Source organism: Desulfuromonas soudanensis (assembly GCF_001278055.1).
Lineage (GTDB): Bacteria > Desulfobacterota > Desulfuromonadia > Desulfuromonadales > WTL > Deferrimonas > Deferrimonas soudanensis.
Genome location: NZ_CP010802.1, coordinates 2,603,268 through 2,622,520 on the forward strand (window position 1 = coordinate 2,603,268; position 19,253 = coordinate 2,622,520).

Genomic DNA, 19,253 nt, shown 5'->3' on the forward strand with positions numbered 1-19,253 from the left:
CCGAAAATCTCTACCTCGATCGTACCCGGAAGGTAACAAGAGAGGGATTGCCGCTACCGAAAGGTAACTGTCCCGCCCGATAAGCTTTTTTCAAGGGGAAACAAAAGAGGGCCCGGCAAAATAGCCGGGCCCTCTTTTGTTTCTCGATACTCCCAAAATTACCAGGAAGGGTGAAGTGCCCGGGTTTTGATATATTCCCGGATGGCGCTGAGATCGTCCCCCTGCAGATCGAGAAACTGAAGACCCATCCCCGCCGGAAGAGCCGGATTGATGATTTTATCCGGATGGTTCACCCAGGCCACCCGCCCCTTGCAGACAATCTCCCTTTCCGGTTCGGGAAGGACAAACTCCAAACCGAGGGCGGTATGAGGGGGGAGGATGGTGTCGGTTTCGATGAAGATTCCGCCGGTACTGAGGTTGACGGCATAATTGGAGAGGAGATTCTGCTGAAAAATACCGTAGCGGATACTGAAACGGGCTTCGACGCGGGGAGCTGCCCTGTCGATGACCTGAAGGAAGCGGCGGGCGGTTTCGACAAAAAGGTGACGGTTGATCGGCTTGAGTAGGATGTCATCGCACCCCGCCTGACGGCACCGTTCCAGATCCTCAGGACGGCCGCCGTGAGTGACCATGACGACGGGGGTCTTCCCGAGGGCCGGGTGCGCCTTGATCTGCCGGCAGGCCTCGTCTCCGTCCATCTCCGGCATGTAAAGGTCCATGAAGACCAGACCGGGCCGGTGCTCCAGAACGAGATCGACGGCCTCCTTGCCGGTGCGGGCCGTCAGCAGGCGCACGGCCTCGCGCCGGAAGAAGGTCTTTTCCAGCTCGAGAAAGAGCTCCACATCGTCGGCCAGCAGTACGGTGATCTCGGACATCGGCAAATCTCCTCCCTGGAAGGAACCAGTGCAGTTCCTTTTACGCATTAATTAAGGCTGGCCCCTGTGCCCGGCCTGTTGACGATCCATGGCGCAGCCATCCAGCAGGTATTACCGGAAACGTACTTTCTTGACCTCGGCAAAATCGGCGATGGCTTCGGCCACCACCCCCCGCACATCGTCTCCGCATTGAGCAACCTGGAACTCGAAGCGAACTTCCTTGCAGAGTTTGTCCTTTTCAATCCCGAAGTTGAGAACGCGCAAATGTCGCTCGGCAAGAAAGACCTCCAACTTCTGACGTATGCCATGGCCGTCGTCACAGGTAACGTGGAGAGTTCGATACCGGTCCTTTTTCAGCATCAGCTCCACACGCTTGAGAAAAAGAAGGTTGCCGAGGGCCACGACGGTGACGATCAGCGCCGCCGAATAGAGACCGACACCGACGGCCATGCCGATTCCCGCCACCACCCACAGACAGGCGGCCGTGGTCAAACCGCGCACGGCATGCCCTTCCTTGATGATCGCCCCGGCGCCGAGGAAACCGATGCCGGTGACAATCTGGGCCGCGACCCGCCCCGGGTCGAGACGCACCACGCCGTCCGCAGACAGGTCGCCGAACTTGATGAAAAAATACTCGGAGACGATCATCATCAGACAGGAGCCGAGAGTGACCAGGAGATGGGTGCGAAAACCGGCGGGGCGGCCGTGAATCTCCCGCTCCAGGCCGATGAGACCGCCGAGGAGAGAGGCCAGGAGGAGCCGGCCGAGGATGCTCAGTTCGTAGCTGTTCTGCAGCTGATGCAGCCAATCCATGAATAAGATCCTTGAAAAATCTGTCAGACCATTCTGGCCGGAGAAAATATCTTGTAATAGGAGTATCGTCTGGCAGGCGCCTGTCGCCAGGCTCCTAGCGGGCGCAATCGGCAGGGTCACCCTTGAGCTTGGCCAGGGCATGGCCGAGCGCGGGGAAAACGACCTCGAGGTTCTCCCGGACGCCCTTCGGGCTCCCCGGTAAATTGATGATCAGGGTGGTCCGCCGCACCCCGGCCAGGGCACGGGAAATCATGGCGTGGGGCGTCTTGGCCATGCTGGCCATGCGCATCGCTTCGGCCATCCCCGGCACCTGGCGGTCGATGACGCGGGCCGTCGCCTCGGGAGTCAGGTCCCGCGGCGAGAGTCCCGTCCCGCCGGTGGTCAGGATCAGGTCGAGACCTTCCCGGTCGACCCACTCCACCAGGGTCCGGACGATGGTTTCCTGATCGTCGGGAATCACCAGGTAGCGCTCGACGCTCCCCAGCGGCGCAATCATTTCCCGAAGGATCCGACCGCTTTCGTCCTCGCGCTCCCCCCGGGCCCCCTTATCGGAGAGGGTCAGAACGCCGATCCGGTAAGGACCCCCGGCCGTCAAAGCGTCTCCTCCCCGCTGGCCGATTCCTCGGCCAGGACGATGACATCCCCCCGGGATACGGCTCCCCCCTTGAGGACAATGGCGAAAATCCCCTCCTTGGGCATCACGCAGTCACCGGCCTGATAGTAGATGGCGCAGCGCTCGTGGCAAATCTTTCCGATCTGGGTCACTTCAAGGAGGGCCGTTTCCCCCACCTTGAGGCGGGTGCCGATGGGAAGATGGCAGAGATCGATCCCCCGGGTGGTCAGATTTTCCGCAAAATCTCCGGGGCCGACATCGAGGCCGGCGGCCTTCATCTTGTCAATGCTCTCCATGGCCAGAAGACTTACCTGGCGGTGCCAGTCCCCGCCATGGCCGTCCCCCTCCAGCCCGTAATTTTCCACCAGTCGGCCGCTGCCGACGTCCTTCTTCCGCTCCCCCTTGCCGGGGCTGGTGCAAACGGCGATGATCTCCGCCCTGTTCATAAGTCCATCTCCTGATTCTTTTTCGTAAATAGCCCCCGATGCGGCAGGGAGCAGACCGGAACGGCTACCCTTTTTTCTTGTTTTTGTCGGCGAGCATTCGCCTGGCGTTGTTGACGAGCGCCTGGGCGACACCCCGGCTTTTGGCCAGATTCTTGAGATCCTTCTCGGTGAGAAACCCCATATAGCGCAGGGCCTTGGGGAGGGGGGTCCGAGGGTGCAGGACCAGGGCTCTCTTGATTTCGTACTGTTTGACCCACTCCCGCTCGAGGGTGATGAGCCGGATCAGTTCTTCGCTGGAGCTCTTGTTCTTGGCGATCATCAGCACCTCCCCCTCGGTGACCCGCGGGTTTTTCAGAACCGCCGAAGAGACGAGCTTGTTGGCGTCCTTGATGAAAATGTTGCGCCACTCCTTGTCGCCGGTCAAGGCCATCTTGATCTTTTCCGAAATTCCCATTTCGAGGGCCTGCTGGTATTTGGAGAGATTCACCTCTTCCTCGTCGACCGGCATCTCTTCGCTGTCGTCGGCGGCCTCATCACCGCTTTCTTCAGGCTCCCCGTCGGCGTCCGCCGCGTCCTCGGCCGATGCCGGCGAGGGGATGGCCGGCTCCAGGCGATCCTTCACGGCCCGGTCCGCCCGCGGATTGCCCAGGATGGCCGCCGCGATTTCCGGGGAATCCGGCTGGCGAAGAGCGAGGTGCGCCACCAGGGAGAGGACCCCCCCTTCGCCATGGGAGGCGACATGGACCAGGGTCTCGGTGGAAACGGCGGGGTTGGTGAGCAGGGGCTCCATGATGACGAGATCGCCGATCCGCGCCCGGGCGACGAAGTCGAGGAGCTGGGGATGAATTTCGCTGTTTTCCACGACGGGCGCCAGCTCCCCGGGGGGGATCTCCCGCAGGGTGGCGCCGGCCAGGCTTTTGATTTCCGTATCGGTGCCGTGGCTGAGGAAAAGGAGGGTCGTCAGCAGATCCTGCCCCTGGAGAGGGAGAGCCCCCCGGGCGGCATTCAGCTGCACCTCCCGCGGGGCTCCCTTGGTCACAATCCGCGCCACCTGCGGCGAAACCTTGAGGCGCACGGTCCTGGCGGTGGAAGTCATGATGGTCTCAGTGCCTCTGAACGATAAGAACGTCCAATCCTTTGGCCCGGGCCCGCTCGGCGGCCTGGCGGGCCGCCGCCATATCCGGGAAATCCCCGAAGGTGAGGATCGTCAACGGCAGGGGAATCTCCACATACTCCTCCTCGACCCGCAGCCCCTGCTGATAAAGATGGTCGGCAAAGCGGCGGGACTTGTCGAGATCGTAATAGGATCCGGCATAGACCCCCATCTGGTCTCCGGCCCGGACAAGAAAGGCGTCGGGAGCCAGTCCCTTTATTTCCTGGAGTTTGGCCCGGGCTTCGGCCGGAGCGTAGAGGCCGACCCGCAACCGGGTCATCTTCTCCGTCTTCTGCCCCGCTTCCAGGCGCGGCTCGAAACCGAGTTCGCGCACGGTCGCTTCCGCCTCGACGAGGTTCTCGTGCACCAGGAAGGCTCCCCCCTGGAGCACGTACTTGCCGGACGACGCGGGAGAAGCGGTAGAAGGGACGATCTCCGGTTTCGTCTTGACTTGCACTTCCCCCTGCGCCGCCGGGGCAGTCGCCGGGGCAGTCGCCGGGGCAGTCGCCGGGGCAGCCGTCGGTGCAGCCGCCGGGGCAGTCGCCGGGGCAGTGACCGGGGCAGTCGCCGGGGCAGTTGCCGGGGCAGTTGCCGGGGCAGTCGCCGGGGCAGCCGTCGGTGCAGCCGTCGGTGCAGCCGTCGGTGCGGCCGGTGAAACGTTCGCCGGTTCCACGACCGCCACTTTCTCCTGGCTCAGACTCTCCTCGACGACCCCTTTTTCCAGGGGTCGGACAGCGGATTCGACCGGGGGCGCGGGTGCGCCGGTTATTGTTGTTCCCGGTGCCGTCCGGACCGGTTCGGACGCCGGGGCGCTCGGCGCAACGGGGAGGGGAATCGGCTGTTTCTTGACGACCGGCGCCGGAGCCCGAACCACCGGCGCGGGTTCAGGAGTCAAGAAAAAATAGACTCCGGCCAGGCAGAGGACCAAAAGAAGAAGGACCAGGAGCAGGGGCCGTGACAGGGATCTCTTTTTTGTCTGCACGAAGGAAGAGTCGAAGGGATCGGCGTCCGCGTCCTTGCGGGACCCGGGGCCGTCGAACCCCCCGGTCATATCGAAGGAGTTCTCTTCCCCCTCTTCCTCAAAATGAAAATCATCCTTGTCCGCCATAATAAAACAGTCCTCCTTTTCGAGTATCGGTATTATTTTTGTCTACTCGGCCTTCTTCAACTCGCCGAGAATTTTTGCCGTCAGGTGCGGTGGCACCTCTTCGTAATGGGAAAACTCCATGGTGAACAGACCCCGGTCCGAGGTCATGGACCGCAGTTCGGGAGCGTACTTGAGAACTTCGGCCATGGGAACCTGAACGTTGATCACCTGGCGGTTGGCCTTGGGCTCCACCCCCAGGACCTTGCCGCGCCGCGAGTTCATGGCGCCGATGACGTCGCCGATGCAGTCGTCGGGGACGATGATTTCCATATGCATCACCGGCTCGAGGAGCACCGGTCCGGCCTGTTCCATCCCCTTCTTGAACCCCATGGAGCCGGCGATTTTGAAGGCCATCTCCGAGGAATCGACCGAATGGTGGGAACCGTCGAAAAGGGTCACCCGGACGTCGACGACGGGAAAGCCGGCCAGGGTTCCGCGCTGCATCGCCTCGGCCACCCCCTTTTCCACGGCGGGGATGTACTGGCGGGGGACGACGCCGCCGACAACCTTGTCGACGAACTCGAACCCGGCGCCGCGGGGGAGAGGCTCCAACTCGATCCACACGTCGGCGTACTGGCCGCGCCCGCCGGATTGTTTCTTGTATTTGCTCTGCAGCTTGGCGCGCCCCTTGATCGCCTCGCGATAGGGTACCTTGGGCTCCTTGAGCTCGACCTCGACGCCGTACTTGCGCTTGAGTTTTTCGACGGTGACCTCGAGATGCACCTGCCCCATCCCCGAAAGGATCTGTTCGTGGGTCTCCTCGTCCCGCAGAACCTGCAGGGTTGGGTCCTCTTCGATGAGCCGCTGAAGGGCGGAGTGGATCTTGTCCTCATCGTTTTTGCTGCGGGCCTGCAGGGCAAAGCTGATCACCGGCTTGAGCGGGAGCGGGCTTTCGAAGAGGATCGGCCGGGCGGCATCGCAAAGGGTATCGCCGGTCACCGTGACCTTGAGTTTGGGGACGGCAACAATGTCTCCGGCTACAGCCACATCGATCGCCTTGTGCTTCTTCCCCTCCACTTCGAAGAGTTGTCCGATGCGCTCTACGGTCTCCCGGTTGGGGTTGTAAACCATCGAATCGGATTTCAGCGTTCCCGAGTAGACGCGGAAGAGGGTCATCTTGCCGGTGTAGGGATCGCTGATCGTCTTGAAGACCATGGCGGAAAAGGGTTCGTCCTCGTCGGGGCGGCGTTCTTCGAGCTCGCCGCTTTTGGGATTGCTCCCCATCTGGGTCCCCTTGTCGAGGGGGGACGGCAGACAGTGGACGATGTACTCGAGAAGGGAGCGGACCCCGATATTGGCGAGAGCGCTGCCGCACAGAACCGGGGTGAAGGTCCCGGTCAACGTCCCCTCGCGCAGACCGTGGAGGATCTCCTCGGTGGAGAGGGTCTCCGTCTCCAGGTACTTCTCCATCAGTCCGTCGTCGGCATCGGCCACCGCTTCGAGGAGGAGGGTGCGCAGGCGTCCGGCATCCTCCAGGTATTCGGCGGGGATCTCCTCTTCACGGAAGGTTCCCTTGCCGTCGAAATCGAAGAAGCGCGCCTTCATGAAGACCAGGTCGATGATCCCGCGGAAATCTTCGGCGGCGCCGATCGGCATGTTGATCAGTACCGCACGGGTTCCGAGATTTTTCGACATGTCGTCGACGGCCTTGAGGAAGTCGGCGCTATCGCGGTCCATCTTGTTGACGAAGGCGATGAGCGGCACGGCAAACTCCTGGCACCACTCCCAGATCTTTTCGGTCTGGGCCTTGACCCCGGAGATGGCCGAGACGATCAGCACCGCTCCGCCGAGAATCCGCAGGCAGTTGCGGGTGTCATGGAGAAAATTGCTATAACCGGGGGTGTCGACGATATGCAGGCTGTGCCCCTTCCACTCGCAGTGGTGGAGGCTCGAATTGATGGTGATGTGGCGCTTGATCTCCTCCGGCTCGAAGTCCATGGTGGAGGTGCCGTCATCGACCCGGCCCAGGCGGTCGGTCATTCCGGTGTTGAAGAGGATCGCCTCGGTCAGCGAAGTCTTTCCGGCCCCGCCATGGGCCACAATTCCCAGGTTGCGCAACTTTGCCGTATCGTACTTGCCCATGGTCTCTCCTTTAATGTCCAGCCGAGTTGAGGAAGCACAAAGGATCAGGTACAGGAAACAACGAACCGAAAGGGCGCCGCAGGCGCCGGAGGAAGTTTCTTGAGCGGCCGGCGGCCCCGGGTCTCAGGGAGAAGGGCCTCACGGCAGCTTAACATCCGCCGGGGGGACTGTCAAAATCCCGACTTGTTCAGGGTGTAGATAAGTCTCAACCCCTCAAGGGTTAAAATCGGATCGACCGCGGCGATGGTCCGGGACGCCGGAGCGATCTGCCCGGCGAGGCCGCCGGTCGCCACCACCAGGGGATCTTCCTTCCCCTCCTGGATCATCCGCTCGACGATGCCGTCCACCAGCCCCACATAGCCGTAGAAGATCCCCGACTGGATGCTGTTCACGGTGTTCCTGGCGATCACCTGGGGGGGGCGGGAGAATTCGACCCGGGGGAGTTTGCTGGCCCGCTCGAAGAGGGCCTCGGAGGAGATCCCCAGTCCCGGCGCGATGGCGCCCCCCTGGTATTCGCCGCGCCCCGAGATGTAATCGAAGGTCGTCGCCGTGCCGAAATCGACGATGATGAGGCTGCGGTGGTATTTCTCATAAGCGGCGACGGCGTTGACGATCCGGTCGGCCCCCACTTCCCGCGGGTTGTCGTAATGGATCGGCATCCCGGTCTTGATCCCCGGTCCGACGACATAGGGTTTGCGCTTGAAGTAGTCGCCGCAGAGGTTTTCCAGGGTGTTGAGCATCGGCGGCACGACGCAGGAGATAATCACGTCAAGGATGTCGGTAAAATGGATATCGGAGAGCCTGAACAACTCGTGGATAAGAATGGCGTATTCGTCGACGGTCCTGTTCTTTTCCGTGGTGATCCGCCAGCTGCGGACGAGCTCTTTGCCGCGATACATGCCGAGAACGGTGTTGGTGTTGCCGACGTCGATGACCAGAAGCATAGGATGCGGCCCTATCGGATGGAATGAGGGGTTGAAGAGGGGTCGCCTGAGGGGGACGACAGGGGCCGGACATCCCCGGCAAGGACCCGCTCGAGGGTCCCGTCCGCCAGACGCAGCAGGAGGGCGCCGATGTCGTCGAGCCCTTCCACCACCCCGCGGACGACGCGATCCTGGAAATCGACCTCCACCGGCTTCCCGACGAGATCGAAGAATCCTTCCCAGGCAGCGATCACCGGGGAGAATCCTTCGCTCAGGCACTTTTGGTAAAGGGCGTCGAGATGGCGCAGCAGCGACTGGACAAAGGCCAGGCGGGAGACCGGCCCCCCCGTGTGGAGGCGAAGGGAGGTGGCGGGGTAGCGAAGGTCGGCAGGAAACTGGTGCGCCCCCATGTTGAGATTGACACCGATGCCGAGGATGACGTAACGGATCCCCTCGGTTTCGGCATTCATCTCGTTGAGCAGACCGGCGACCTTCTTCCCGTCCAGCAACACGTCGTTGGGCCACTTGACCCGGGGGCGCACTCCGGAGATCTCCTCGATGGCCCGGGCGACCGCCACGGCGGAAAGAAAGGTCAACTGGGGAGCCTGCCAGGGGGGGATCGGGGGGCGGAGCAGGACCGAGGCGTAGAGGTTAACACCGGGGGGAGAGACCCATTGCCGCCCCATGCGCCCCTTCCCGGCGGTCTGCCGGTCGGCGATGACCAGGGTCCCGTCGGCGCCCCCGGCGTCTCCGATCTGGCGGGCACGGGCGTTGGTCGAGTCGAGTTCGTCGAAATAGAGGATTTCCGAGCCGATGATCCCCGTGTCGAGCCCGGATTTGATTTCCGCCGGAATCAGGGTGTCGGGGGTCGATACCAGCCGGTACCCCCGGGAGGAGACGGCCTCGATGACGTAGCCCAACTCCCGCAGCAGTCCGATCTGCTTCCAGACCGCGGTGCGGGAGACACCGAGAGCCAGGCTGATCTCTTCTCCGGAGACGAAGGTCCCTGCCGTCTTGTGAAAGAGGCGGAGGATCTCCTCCCGCGGGCTTTTAGCGGTCATATTCGATCCGTGACGACAGAAGAATGGCTGCTACTGAAAAAGCATCGAGATATCCACCGCCCGAAAGGAGTGGGTCAGGGCGCCGACGGAGATGAAATTCACCCCGGTTTCGGCGATGGGGCGCACCGTTTCCAGGTTGACCCCTCCCGAGGCCTCCGTGAGAGCCCGGCCATCGATGAAGAGAACCGCCTCCCGCAGGGTATCCAGGTTCATATTGTCGAGAAGGATGATGTCGGCTCCTGCTGTCAGGGCCTCCTCCACCTGCTGAAGGTTTTCCGTTTCGATCTCGATCTTCAGGGTATGGGGGGCGCGACGGCGGGCGCGGTCGACGGCGGTGGCGATCCCCCCGGCCGCTGCGATATGATTTTCCTTGATCAGGACGCCGTCGTAGAGAGAGGTGCGATGGTTGCGCCCCCCCCCCATGCGTACCGAGTATTTTTCCAGTACGCGCAGCCCCGGAGTCGTCTTGCGGGTGTCGACGACGATCGCGCCGGTTCCGGCGACCGCCTCGACAAAACGGGAGGTCAGTGTGGCGATCCCGCTCATGCGCTGCAGCAGATTCAAGGCCACCCGCTCCCCCTGGAGCAGCTTGGCGGCATCCCCCTTCAGCCAGGCAAGTACCTCGCCGCGGCGGACCGGGCGGGCGTCTTCGGTCAACTTTTCAAAGGCCACGGCAGCGTCGAGGGTGAAAAAAACCCGCCGGGCCACGTCCAGGCCGGAAAGGACAAAATCCTCCTTGGCCACCAGCTCGGCCCGGGCCGACGTCCCCGGTTCCACCGTCGCCAGGGTGGTGATGTCACCGAGGCCGATATCCTCATGCAGGGCATTGGAAATGATTCGATCGATTTCAAACATGGTCAACTCCTGAGGGGCACTTGCCGGGGCGGATCTGGACGCCTAGCGCGCCGGCCGGCCCTGCCTAAGGTATTGAAAACGCTTTTTTATACCATAGCGCTCGCCGCCCCCGCAACCGAAAACCCGGACGAAAATTGCTTTTACTTTTTTGGGGTTTATGCTAGAAACGTCTCCGGAATTGCACATTACCCACAAAAGGGGCTTTATGAAGCAAAAACCGGGCAAAGCTGTCGTCTGTCCCAACTGTTTCGGCACTGGAATACGGGAAGTGCTGGGCACCGCAACCTCCCGCAACATCGTTCACGACGATTCGGCTCCCCCTTCCCTCCACAACGGCAAAGCAGCGACCGACAAACGCAAGGAGCTGGTCAAGCTCTTCTGCATCCACTGCGGACATGAACTGACACCCAAGGGGGGGCGGGCCTGAGGCCGCGTCCCCTTTTTCTCTCCCAAGGAGGTCTGTTGTGCGCCCACTCTTCGCCCTTGCCCTCTCCTTGACGACCCTCCTGGCTCTTGCCGGTTGCGTCAGCAAGGCGACGCACCAGCAAAAACTCTACGAACTCGACGAACTCAGCGCCGCTTTCAACGCCCTGGAAAGCGATTATTCGCGGCTGCAGAAAATCAAGGAAGGACTCGAGGCCCACATCGGCGACCTCAATACCCGGTACGGGGAGGCGATGGAGAGGTCTTCGGCCCTCCAGCAGGATCTCCTTCGCTGCCGAGCCGATGTCGGGCGCCTGGAGAAGGTCCTTTCGGCGCGCAGCGCCGAGGCCGGCGCCGCCATGAGCGAGATGCGCCAGGCCATCGACCGTCTCGAGGAAGAAAACCGCGACCTCGCCGGACAGGTCGAACTGGAGCGCATCGCCCGGGAGGCCCGCGTCGCGCAGATGAAGAGCACCTTCGACGAACTCGTCGACAAGATGGAAAACGAGATCGAACGGGGGGAGGTCACCATTTCCGAACTCCAGGGGCGACTCACCGTCAACATGGTGGAGCGGATCCTCTTCGACTCGGGGAAGGCCGAGGTCAAGACGGCCGGCCTCGAGGTCCTGCAGCGGGTCGGATCGATCCTCAAGGGGGTTCAGGACAAGGACATTCGCGTCGAAGGGCATACGGACAACATCCCGATCAGCGCGGCCCTGGCCAAAACCTTCCCGACCAACTGGGAGCTCTCCACCGCCCGGGCCACCGACGTGGTGCATTTTCTTCAGGAGAAGGTGGGGATCGACGGGCAACGGATCTCCGCCTGCGGTTTCAGTCAGTATCAGCCCGTGGCCGACAACGCCACCGCCCAGGGGCGCGCCCAGAACCGGCGCATCCAGATCGTTCTGGTCCCGTCGGAAAAAACCGTCGTCGAACCCCTGAAATAGCCGTTTTCCCCGCCTGCCTGGTCTCCCCGTCGCCGGCCCGCAAAGGGCCGGCGGCAGACAAAAATGCGGAACCCATCAAAATTACCTCTTTTTCTCCATTTCCTGATAGAATCGACCTATTAATCCACTCGGCTATCCCCAAAGCGTAATCAGGAGTTTTTCCCGATGGTAAGTCAACAAATACTGGTGGTCGATCATGCCAAGGACCGCCGCGACCATCTGCGCCGCCTGTTGACCGACAGGGGGATCGAAACGCTGGAAGCTTCAAGCTGCGAGGAAGGGCTGGCGATCGTCGCTGCCGTCCCGGTGAACCTTGTCCTGACGGAGACCGAACTCCCGGCCAAAAGCGGCCTCTACCTGCTGAAGAAGATCAAGGAGCACCGCCCCGACGTCGAGGTGATCCTCATCACCCACAACGCCTCCTCCTACAACGTCCTCCAGGCCCTGCGCAACGGCGCCTACGACTTCATCGTCCGGCCCATCGATACCGGCGAAATCCTCTACAATGCCCTGGATCGCGTCTTCAGCCACATCCAGCTGCGCCATGACAATGCGGCGCTGATCGCCGAACTGGAAAAGAACAATCTCGCACTGACCCGCAATCTGAAAATGATGAAAGCCTTAAACGACTCCATCGAACGGCTGGCGACCGCCATCGACATCGAAGACCTCTTCATGGAACTTTTGACCTCGGCCGTCGATGAAGTCCAGGCCCGGCGGGGTTTTCTCGCCCTTTTCGACCGCGCCACCGGAAGGCTCGCCCTCAAGGTCAGCCAGGGAATCCCCATTGCCCTGTGCCGTCAGTACGCCGGCGGCCTCCCCGAGGGGTTGACGACCGAGATCGCCCGCCAGGGGAAACCGGTGCTGGTGGCCGGCAACCTCCCGGAGCATCTCGACGCCCTGGCCGGTTCCACGGAAAAAAACGGACTCCTCGAACTTCCCGGCCTGCTGGCGGCGCCGCTCCTCCTGAAAAAACGCGTGGTCGGTATAGTCGTCCTTTCCGGGCACGGCAGCAGCCAGCGTTTCGGCGAGCAGGAGCTTCACTTCCTGATCCAGCTCTCCCACCACGCCGCCCTGGCCCTGGAAAAGGCCGGGATCATACACAATCTCAAACGCGGCAAAAGTCAGCCGTCCGCCGGCGCCTGACCCCCCTTCCCGCAGTTTCTGCCCAGACAAAAAGGCCACCACTCCGGTTTCGATCCGGAGGGTGGCCTTTCTTTGTTTCTGGCGGAACGGGGTGCAAAAGGAAAAGACGGGGAGCCTGTCGACAGGCTAGGAAGCGGCCGCCTTGCGCGACCCCGCCTCCCGACCGAGGGCGGCCCGGATGCGCCCGGCGATTCCGGCGGCATCGAGCCCGTAAAGAGCGCGCAACGCGCTCTGACTCCCCTGTTCGACAAACCGGTCCGGCAGACCGATCATCAGCATGCGCGGCGCCACCCCCTCCTCGGCCAGCAGTTCCATGACCGCCGAACCGAATCCCCCCTGGAGAACGTTTTCTTCCACGGTGACGACAAAACCGCTGCGGCGCGCTTCGGCGGCGATCAGGTCCCGGTCGAGGGGCTTGATGAAAAGGGGATCGACCACCGTCAGAAAGAGGCCTTCCCCCTCCAGCGTCCGGGCGGCTTCCATGGCCGCGGCGACGGTGGTCCCGGCGGCAAAGATCACTCCGTCCTCCCCGTCGCGCAATTTTTCCCCGATCCCCACCGGCAGCGGCTCCGCCGCTCCTTCAAGAAGAAGGCCGAGGGCGTCACCCCGGGGATAGCGATAGGCAAAGGGGCCGTCATAATCCACAGCCGTCGCCATCGCCCGACGCAAAACCGCCTCATCGCGGGGCGCCATAAAGACGAGATTGGGGATTGGGCGCAGAAAGGAGTAGTCAAAAACGCCGTGGTGAGTCGGACCGTCGGCGCCGACCAGTCCTCCCCGATCGAGGGCGAAGGTCACCGGAAGGTTCTGCAGGCAGACGTCATGCAGAACGTTGTCGAAGGCGCGCTGCAGAAAGGTCGAATAGATAGCGACGACGGGACGCATCCCCCGACAGGCCAGCCCGGCGGCAAAGGTCACGGCATGCTGCTCGGCGATGCCGACGTCGTAAAAACGCCCGGGAAAGCGCTCGGCGAAAAGCTTGAGACCGGTCCCCTCGGCCATGGCGGCGGTGATCGCCACCACCCGTTCGTCCTTTTCGGCCAGCTCGACCAGGGTGCGCCCGAAGACGGCCGTGTAGCTGAGCCCCCCTTTCACGCCCAAAACCTGGCCGGTCGGGCGATCGAAGGGCCCGACGCCGTGAAAGAGGGCGGGGTTCTCCTCGGCCGGAGGATAGCCCTTCCCCTTTTTGGTCACGACGTGTATCAGGGTCGGTCCCCGGAGGCGGGAGACGTTCTGCAACGTTTCGATCAACTCCTCGAGGCGGTGCCCGTCGATGGGGCCGACGTAGTTGAAACCGAAGGCCTCGAAGAGCATGCCGGGCGTCAGAAAGCTCTTCAGGGAATCCTCGGCCCGCCGGGCCAGATTGAGGAGGTCCTTGCCGAAGCGGGGGAGGTTGACGAGAAACTGCTCCGTCTCCTTTTTGAAGCGGACGACGAAATCGGAGGTCATTTTGCGGCTGAGAAAGGAGGAGAGCGCGCCGACGTTGGGTGAGATCGACATTTCGTTGTCGTTGAGGACGACGATCAGGTCCTTTTTAAGATGACCGGCCTGATTGAGCCCTTCGAAGGCCAGGCCCGAAGTCAGGGACCCGTCGCCGATGACCGCCACCACCTTCTCCTTCCCTCCCAGGGTGTCGCGGGCGGCGGCCATCCCGAGGGCGGCGGAGATGGAGGTGCTGGAATGCCCGACATCGAAGGCGTCGTGGGGGCTCTCCTCCCGTTTGGGAAAGCCGCTGAGGCCGCCGAACTGACGCAGGGTAGCGAACCGGTCGAGGCGTCCGGTGAGCAGCTTGTGGGCGTAGGCCTGGTGACCGACATCCCAGACGATCTTGTCGACGGGGGTATCGAAAACCCTGTGGAGGGCAATGGTCAGTTCGACAACCCCCAGGGAACTCGCCAGATGACCGCCGGTTTGGGCGACCGTCTCGAGGATCGCCTCGCGGATTTCGCCCGCCAGCTCCTCGAGCTGGGAGAGGGTCAATCCCTTGAGATCGGCAGGCGAAGCGAGATTTTTCAGATAAATCATGGGTGAACGATCCTTTGTCCCTTTAGGAGGAGCGGTCGACGATATAGTGGGCGATGCGCCGCAGGGGCTCGGCGCCTTCGCCCAGCGGGGCGAGGGCCGCCACGGCCAGATCGCGCAGCTCGCGGGCCCGGAGCCGGGCTCCTTCGAGGCCGAGAAGAGCGACGTAGGTCGCCTTCCCCCGGGCCAGGTCACTCCCCACGTCCTTGCCGAGAACCTCCTGGTCGCCGACGACGTCGAGGATGTCGTCGGTCAGCTGGAAGGCGAGGCCGGAGGCCTCGCCGTAACGGGTCAGCGCCGCCAGGGCCGCTTCACTCCCGCCGCCGAGGAGGGCGCCGGTCTGAATCGACGCCAGGATCAGCGCCCCGGTCTTGTGGGTGTGGATGTATTCGAGGGTCGGCAGGTCGACCTCCGTCCCCTCCGATTCCATGTCGACCACCTGGCCGGCGACCATCCCCAGAGAACCGGCGCAACGACCGATGAGGTGGATGACCCGGAGCAGGGTTTCGGCGGGAACCCCGCGGTTGGACTCGGGGTTGCTCAGCAGGATAAAGGCCTCGGTGAGGAGGGCGTCGCCGGCGAGAATGGCGTTTGCCTCCCCGAACACCCTGTGGTTGGTCGGCCGGCCGCGGCGAAAGTCGTCATCGTCCATCGCCGGCAGGTCATCGTGAATCAGGGAATAGGCATGCACCATCTCCATGGCGCAGGCGGCGGGAAGAACCTTCGCCACGTCCCCGCCCACAGCCTCGCAGGCGGCGATCATCAGGATCGGCCGGATCCGCTTCCCACCGGCGAAGACCGAATAGCGCATCGCCTTGTGCAGCGACGCCGGAAGGGTGTCTTCCTTCGGCAGACAGGCGTCGAGAAGCCGGTCGACGCGCGACAGACGCTCTTCAAAATAGTTTTTCAGATCCATGCCGCTCCCTGCTAAACCCCGTCAAGAGGTTCTTCATGCAGTCTCCCGTCCTGATCCTTGAGAAGCTGCTCGACACGAAATTCGACGCCCTTGAGGAGCTTCTGGCAGGAGGCGGCGCTCTTGACCCCCCGCTCGAAGCAGGTCAGGGACTCCTCGAGGGAGAGCTCGCCGCTTTCGAGGCGTGCCACCGCGTCCTCCAGGTCCCGCAGGACGATTTCGAACGATTCTTTTTTTGCCATTGCCGGTCCTTTACTTGGATGTTGCTCAGATTATTGCCCCCCGGAAGGGGTGAGTCAAGGCTTTTCCCCGAGGGGGAGGTCGACCAGGGAGAGGGGATCGACCCGGGCTCCCCGCAGCTTTACCCCCCAGTGAAGGTGGGGCCCCGTGGAACGCCCGCTGCTGCCGACCCGACCGAGGAGCGCCGACCGGGACAGCCGGTCTCCCGGGCGGCAGAGGATTTCTTCGAGATGGGCATAGAGGGAAAAGAGCCCCTCGCCGTGGTCGAGAACCACCGTGCGACCGGTGTAGTAAAGATCGCCGACAAAAGCCACCTGGGCTGCGGCAGGCGCCCGGACGGCCGTCCCCCGCGGGCTGCGGAAATCGACCCCCCCATGGGGGGACCTCGGCTCGCCGTTGAGAATGCGGCGCACCCCGAAGGGGCTGCCGAGAGGGTCGAATACGGGGAGGAGAAACGCCTCGGGGAGAAACCCAGGACGCGTGCCGGCAAAGAGTTCGGCCAGCAGCCGGCTCTCCTCCCTGATCCGTTGCCGGGTGGCCGGATTTCGGGGTGTGACCATCTCCGGCGGGAGGGTCAGGCGCTCTTCCGGCCGCCGGATCCGCTGCACCCGGAGGGTGACCTCGGCAATATCAGTGCGCCCCCGGCGGTCGGTGAGAGCAACGACAACGGGGAAATCCCCCGGCTCCGCCTCCAGGTCGACGCCGACAACGGCCGTGGCTCCGTCGGCACCGGGAGTCAGATAAAAGCTCTGGCCGTTGAAACGGCCGACGGCGACCGCCGGCGGTTCCCCCTCCCAGCGCAACAGAGCCGCACCGCCTGCGGCAATGACCGCAGGGGTCACCGACAATCCGGCAGCAGGAGCTTCCCCGCAGAAGAGGAGGAGCAGCAGAAGGGACAGGCCGAGTTTCATCCCTTCTCCTCCACCCGGGCGCCGACCTCACCCCGGGCGAAGCGGATCCGCAGCCGGTCGCCGACGGAAAGGGCGGCGGCGTCCCGCACCGCCCGGCCGTCCTTTTCGACGATGGCATACCCCCTCGCCAGGGTGCGCAGCGGCGAAAAAGCGTCGAGCTTTCCGGAAAGAGTGCCGACCTCCCTCTTCGCCTCAAGAAGGATGGCGTCCATCCCCTGCTTCATACGCCGTTCGAGGGCTTCGTAGCGCTGACGCGACAGGGCCTGCTCCCCCCGGGGGGACCGGAGGCGACGGTTCAACCCCGCAACCCGCTCCCGAAGGAGTTCGAGGCGCCCGCGCATCTGGGCCGCCAGGCGCAACACCAGATGGTCCAGGTGCCCCTCCAGTTCAAGGCGGCTTCGGGCCACCAGTTCGGCGGCGGCACTCGGCGTCGCCGCCCGCAGGTCGGCGACGAAGTCGGATATGGTGAAATCGACCTCATGTCCGACGGCGGAGATCACCGGAATCCTTGAGGCATGGATGGCCCGGGCGACGATCTCCTCGTTGAAGGCCCAGAGGTCCTCGAGAGACCCCCCTCCCCGACCGACGATGAGGACATCGGCGCCTCCGTGGCGGTTGAGATCGGCGATGGCCGCGGCGATTTCCGCCGCCGCCCCTTCCCCCTGCACCCGCACCGGACGGAGCAGGACCCTCACCCCGGCGGCCCGGCGCTGCAGGACATGGAGGATGTCGTGAATGGCGGCACCGGTGGCGGAGGTCACCACCCCGATGGTGACTGGAAAGGGGGGGAGAGGGCGCTTCCTCCCGGCATCGAAGAGCCCCTCGGCGGCGAGCCTGGCCTTGAGCTGCTCGAAGGCCAGCTGCAGGGAGCCGACCCCGCGGGGCTCGAGGCTCTCCACCACCAGCTGCAGTTCCCCCCGCTGGGTGTACAGGGAGACCCGGCCGCTGCAGACCACGCTCATCCCGTCTTCGGGGCGAAAGGGGAGGAGACGCAGATGGGAACGGAACATGACGGCGCGAATCTGGCTGGAGGCATCCTTGAGGGAGAAGTAGGCATGCCCCGAGGCGGGGGTGGAATAGTTGGAGAGTTCCCCCTCGACCCAGACCTGGACGAAATTGTCCTCGACCAGCTCCTTGAGGAGGGCATTGAGCCTGGAGACGGTCAGGATGCGGTTTGGTTCGGCCATGGGGTCACCACCATATCTTGGGGTTTAAAATTGACAAATCGGGGCAATTCCCCTATATATGGTAAATTCACCTGAGCCAAAGGATCTTTCATGGCACATCCGTACGTGGTTACTATTTCCAGCGAAAAAGGGGGGGTGGGCAAGACGACCCTGGCCACCAATCTGGCCATCTACCTCAAGGCCCTCAATGAGGAGCTGCCGGTCACGCTTCTGAGCTTCGACAACCACTTTACCGTCGACCGGATGTTCCGCATCGGTCGTACCCAGGGGCGCGGCGACGTCGCCGACCTGATGAACGGTCGCGCCGCCGAGGAAATAATCGAAATCGGCCAGTACGGAGTTCAGTTCATCCCCTCGAGCAAAAATCTCCACCAGATCCGCGACCGGATCAAAAACTCCGACGTCCTGGCCCGGGTCCTGGCCGCCTCGGCGCTGGAAGGGATCGTCATCATCGACACCCGCCCCGACCTCGACGTCTACACCCAAAACGCCCTCTTTGCCGCCGACCGGGTGATCGTCCCGGTAAAGGACGCGCCGTCCCTGGAGAACTGCCGCAACCTCTACGACTTTTTCGACAGCCAGCAGCTCTCGCGGCGGCCGTTGCGCATCCTCCCCTGCCTGGTCGATACCCGCATCCGTTTTGACGGCCCCTTCAAGGATACCTATCAGCTTCTCAAGGGGTACGCCATCAACCGGGGATATCGCTGCATGGAGGGGTTCGTGGCCAAGAGTCCCAAGGTCGAATCCCTGAGCACCAACCCCGAGGGTAAGATCTACCCTGTGCTCACCCACGGCCGGGGAACCGACGTCCATGTCCAGTTCACCCATCTCGCCCGGCAGATCTACCTGGAGGTCATCAAGGAGCCGGAGAGGCGCCTGGGCCAGGTTCAAAGGGAAGAAGAGCAGGCCGTAACCTGCCGCAGCGACGCCTTCGTCGCCCGGCGGCTGCGGCTTGAGTCCGACTGCCCGCTCTGCGGCAAACAACTGGTCGAAGCGCAGGGAATCATCAACGCCGGCTATTACTGGGAAACCTCCGACCAGGCCCTCTGCGGCTACCTGGACGATGAATGCTTCTCCGAGGCGGTCTTTCGCCATTTCTACCGTTCAAAGCGTGAGATCGGCACCACGGACCCGCTGCGGGAGCTGTTTCGTGAATCGGCCCAGCGATCCTACTTTGTCCTGCGCCGGGGGGCGAGTACGGTCAATTTCCACCGCCAGCAGCTCGCCTTTTACCGCTTCGACGAAGAGGGGCTCGAGGTGTCCTGCAAGATCATCGATCTCAAGGACCTCGAATCCTCTCCGGGGGTGGCGAAACAGGGGCTCACCGCCCTGCTGGCCCGCACCCTGATCGAAGGCGATGGGCTTCTCGGCGATCGTTTTCTCCTGATCCGCCGCGTCGGCTCGGACCTCCCCGAAGAAATCCTCTATGACGATCTGCACCAACCGTTTCTCGGCGCCGCCGTCCGCATCGCGTCCCAGTTGCCCTGAGCCTTCTC

At 63.1% G+C, this 19,253-nt stretch carries 19 protein-coding genes; 4 read left to right on the plus strand and 15 right to left on the minus strand.

Features of this window, described 5'->3' with window-relative positions; genetic code table 11:
- Nucleotides 1-158: 158 nt before the first annotated feature.
- From DSOUD_RS11640 to nadC, 10 genes are all read right to left on the minus strand, one after another.
- Nucleotides 159-875: a response regulator gene (locus DSOUD_RS11640; protein WP_053551172.1), complete on the minus strand. Its 717-nt coding sequence runs from the start codon at nt 873-875 to the stop codon at nt 159-161.
- Between the two features lie 111 nt (nt 876-986).
- Nucleotides 987-1,688: an MgtC/SapB family protein gene (locus DSOUD_RS11645; RefSeq protein ID WP_053551173.1), complete on the minus strand. Its 702-nt coding sequence runs from the start codon at nt 1,686-1,688 to the stop codon at nt 987-989.
- A gap of 94 nt (nt 1,689-1,782) precedes the next feature.
- Complete coding sequence (locus DSOUD_RS11650; protein WP_053551174.1) at nt 1,783-2,283, minus strand: MogA/MoaB family molybdenum cofactor biosynthesis protein; 501 nt, start codon at nt 2,281-2,283, stop codon at nt 1,783-1,785.
- On the minus strand, nt 2,280-2,747 hold the full coding sequence (locus tag DSOUD_RS11655) for an MOSC domain-containing protein (RefSeq protein ID WP_053551175.1): 468 nt from the start codon (nt 2,745-2,747) through the stop codon (nt 2,280-2,282). The genes DSOUD_RS11650 and DSOUD_RS11655 overlap by 4 nt, the downstream gene beginning before the upstream one ends.
- 64 nt (nt 2,748-2,811) lie before the next feature.
- Nucleotides 2,812-3,843, minus strand: coding sequence for a hypothetical protein (locus DSOUD_RS11660; protein WP_053551176.1), 1,032 nt, complete (start codon nt 3,841-3,843; stop codon nt 2,812-2,814).
- Nucleotides 3,844-3,850: 7 nt separating this feature from the next.
- Nucleotides 3,851-5,008 carry an SPOR domain-containing protein gene (locus DSOUD_RS11665; protein ID WP_053551177.1) on the minus strand — a complete coding sequence of 386 codons (1,158 nt, stop codon included), beginning with the start codon at nt 5,006-5,008 and terminating at the stop codon, nt 3,851-3,853.
- Nucleotides 5,009-5,050: 42 nt separating this feature from the next.
- On the minus strand, nt 5,051-7,129 hold the full coding sequence (gene fusA, locus DSOUD_RS11670; RefSeq protein WP_053551178.1) for an elongation factor G: 2,079 nt from the start codon (nt 7,127-7,129) through the stop codon (nt 5,051-5,053).
- A gap of 170 nt (nt 7,130-7,299) precedes the next feature.
- Nucleotides 7,300-8,073: a type III pantothenate kinase gene (locus DSOUD_RS11675; RefSeq protein ID WP_053551179.1), complete on the minus strand. Its 774-nt coding sequence runs from the start codon at nt 8,071-8,073 to the stop codon at nt 7,300-7,302.
- 11 nt (nt 8,074-8,084) lie between these two features.
- A complete protein-coding gene (locus DSOUD_RS11680; RefSeq protein ID WP_053551180.1) occupies nt 8,085-9,113 on the minus strand; it encodes a biotin--[acetyl-CoA-carboxylase] ligase in 1,029 nt (342 codons plus the stop codon).
- A 30-nt stretch (nt 9,114-9,143) separates the two neighbouring features.
- Nucleotides 9,144-9,968: a carboxylating nicotinate-nucleotide diphosphorylase gene (nadC, locus tag DSOUD_RS11685; RefSeq protein ID WP_053551181.1), complete on the minus strand. Its 825-nt coding sequence runs from the start codon at nt 9,966-9,968 to the stop codon at nt 9,144-9,146.
- 205 nt (nt 9,969-10,173) lie between these two features.
- Between nadC and DSOUD_RS11690 the strand changes: the two genes are divergently transcribed.
- The 3 genes from DSOUD_RS11690 (at nt 10,174) to DSOUD_RS11700 (ending at nt 12,484) form a co-directional block, all read left to right on the plus strand.
- Nucleotides 10,174-10,395, plus strand: coding sequence for a hypothetical protein (locus tag DSOUD_RS11690; protein WP_053551182.1), 222 nt, complete (start codon nt 10,174-10,176; stop codon nt 10,393-10,395).
- A 37-nt stretch (nt 10,396-10,432) separates the two neighbouring features.
- A complete protein-coding gene (locus DSOUD_RS11695) occupies nt 10,433-11,338 on the plus strand; it encodes an OmpA family protein (protein WP_053551183.1) in 906 nt (301 codons plus the stop codon).
- A 165-nt stretch (nt 11,339-11,503) separates the two neighbouring features.
- Entirely contained in the window at nt 11,504-12,484 is a 981-nt protein-coding gene (locus DSOUD_RS11700; protein WP_082351246.1) for a response regulator, read from the plus strand.
- Nucleotides 12,485-12,610: 126 nt separating this feature from the next.
- On the opposite strand, the gene dxs is transcribed toward DSOUD_RS11700, so the two are convergent.
- From dxs to xseA, 5 genes are read right to left on the minus strand one after another with little or no spacing between them, the layout of a single operon-like run.
- Nucleotides 12,611-14,509, minus strand: a complete 1,899-nt coding sequence (dxs, locus tag DSOUD_RS11705) for a 1-deoxy-D-xylulose-5-phosphate synthase (RefSeq protein ID WP_053551185.1) — start codon at nt 14,507-14,509, stop codon at nt 12,611-12,613.
- A gap of 22 nt (nt 14,510-14,531) precedes the next feature.
- Nucleotides 14,532-15,422, minus strand: a complete 891-nt coding sequence (locus DSOUD_RS11710; protein ID WP_053551186.1) for a polyprenyl synthetase family protein — start codon at nt 15,420-15,422, stop codon at nt 14,532-14,534.
- Between the two features lie 11 nt (nt 15,423-15,433).
- Nucleotides 15,434-15,661: an exodeoxyribonuclease VII small subunit gene (gene xseB, locus DSOUD_RS11715; protein WP_053551187.1), complete on the minus strand. Its 228-nt coding sequence runs from the start codon at nt 15,659-15,661 to the stop codon at nt 15,434-15,436.
- A 54-nt stretch (nt 15,662-15,715) separates the two neighbouring features.
- The gene (locus DSOUD_RS11720; protein ID WP_053551188.1) at nt 15,716-16,570 is read right to left on the minus strand and encodes a M23 family metallopeptidase; all 855 of its coding nucleotides are present in this window, start codon (nt 16,568-16,570) and stop codon (nt 15,716-15,718) included.
- Nucleotides 16,567-17,757, minus strand: a complete 1,191-nt coding sequence (gene xseA / locus DSOUD_RS11725) for an exodeoxyribonuclease VII large subunit (protein ID WP_053551189.1) — start codon at nt 17,755-17,757, stop codon at nt 16,567-16,569. The genes DSOUD_RS11720 and xseA overlap by 4 nt, the downstream gene beginning before the upstream one ends.
- A 90-nt stretch (nt 17,758-17,847) precedes the next feature.
- Between xseA and DSOUD_RS11730 the strand changes: the two genes are divergently transcribed.
- Complete coding sequence (locus tag DSOUD_RS11730) at nt 17,848-19,245, plus strand: ParA family protein (protein WP_053551190.1); 1,398 nt, start codon at nt 17,848-17,850, stop codon at nt 19,243-19,245.
- Nucleotides 19,246-19,253: the final 8 nt, after the last annotated feature.

Coding starts and splice junctions, on each gene's coding strand:
- DSOUD_RS11680 (WP_053551180.1), bottom strand. CDS start 9,113: ATGACCGCTAAAAGCCCGCGGGAGGAGATCCTCCGCCTCTTTCACAAG.
- DSOUD_RS11640 (WP_053551172.1), bottom strand. CDS start 875: ATGTCCGAGATCACCGTACTGCTGGCCGACGATGTGGAGCTCTTTCTC.
- fusA (WP_053551178.1), bottom strand. CDS start 7,129: ATGGGCAAGTACGATACGGCAAAGTTGCGCAACCTGGGAATTGTGGCC.
- DSOUD_RS11675 (WP_053551179.1), bottom strand. CDS start 8,073: ATGCTTCTGGTCATCGACGTCGGCAACACCAACACCGTTCTCGGCATG.
- DSOUD_RS11690 (WP_053551182.1), top strand. CDS start 10,174: ATGAAGCAAAAACCGGGCAAAGCTGTCGTCTGTCCCAACTGTTTCGGC.
- DSOUD_RS11660 (WP_053551176.1), bottom strand. CDS start 3,843: ATGACTTCCACCGCCAGGACCGTGCGCCTCAAGGTTTCGCCGCAGGTG.
- DSOUD_RS11700 (WP_082351246.1), top strand. CDS start 11,504: ATGGTAAGTCAACAAATACTGGTGGTCGATCATGCCAAGGACCGCCGC.
- DSOUD_RS11730 (WP_053551190.1), top strand. CDS start 17,848: ATGGCACATCCGTACGTGGTTACTATTTCCAGCGAAAAAGGGGGGGTG.
- xseB (WP_053551187.1), bottom strand. CDS start 15,661: ATGGCAAAAAAAGAATCGTTCGAAATCGTCCTGCGGGACCTGGAGGAC.
- DSOUD_RS11665 (WP_053551177.1), bottom strand. CDS start 5,008: ATGGCGGACAAGGATGATTTTCATTTTGAGGAAGAGGGGGAAGAGAAC.
- DSOUD_RS11710 (WP_053551186.1), bottom strand. CDS start 15,422: ATGGATCTGAAAAACTATTTTGAAGAGCGTCTGTCGCGCGTCGACCGG.
- xseA (WP_053551189.1), bottom strand. CDS start 17,757: ATGGCCGAACCAAACCGCATCCTGACCGTCTCCAGGCTCAATGCCCTC.
- dxs (WP_053551185.1), bottom strand. CDS start 14,509: ATGATTTATCTGAAAAATCTCGCTTCGCCTGCCGATCTCAAGGGATTG.
- nadC (WP_053551181.1), bottom strand. CDS start 9,968: ATGTTTGAAATCGATCGAATCATTTCCAATGCCCTGCATGAGGATATC.
- DSOUD_RS11720 (WP_053551188.1), bottom strand. CDS start 16,570: ATGAAACTCGGCCTGTCCCTTCTGCTGCTCCTCCTCTTCTGCGGGGAA.
- DSOUD_RS11655 (WP_053551175.1), bottom strand. CDS start 2,747: ATGAACAGGGCGGAGATCATCGCCGTTTGCACCAGCCCCGGCAAGGGG.
- DSOUD_RS11645 (WP_053551173.1), bottom strand. CDS start 1,688: ATGGATTGGCTGCATCAGCTGCAGAACAGCTACGAACTGAGCATCCTC.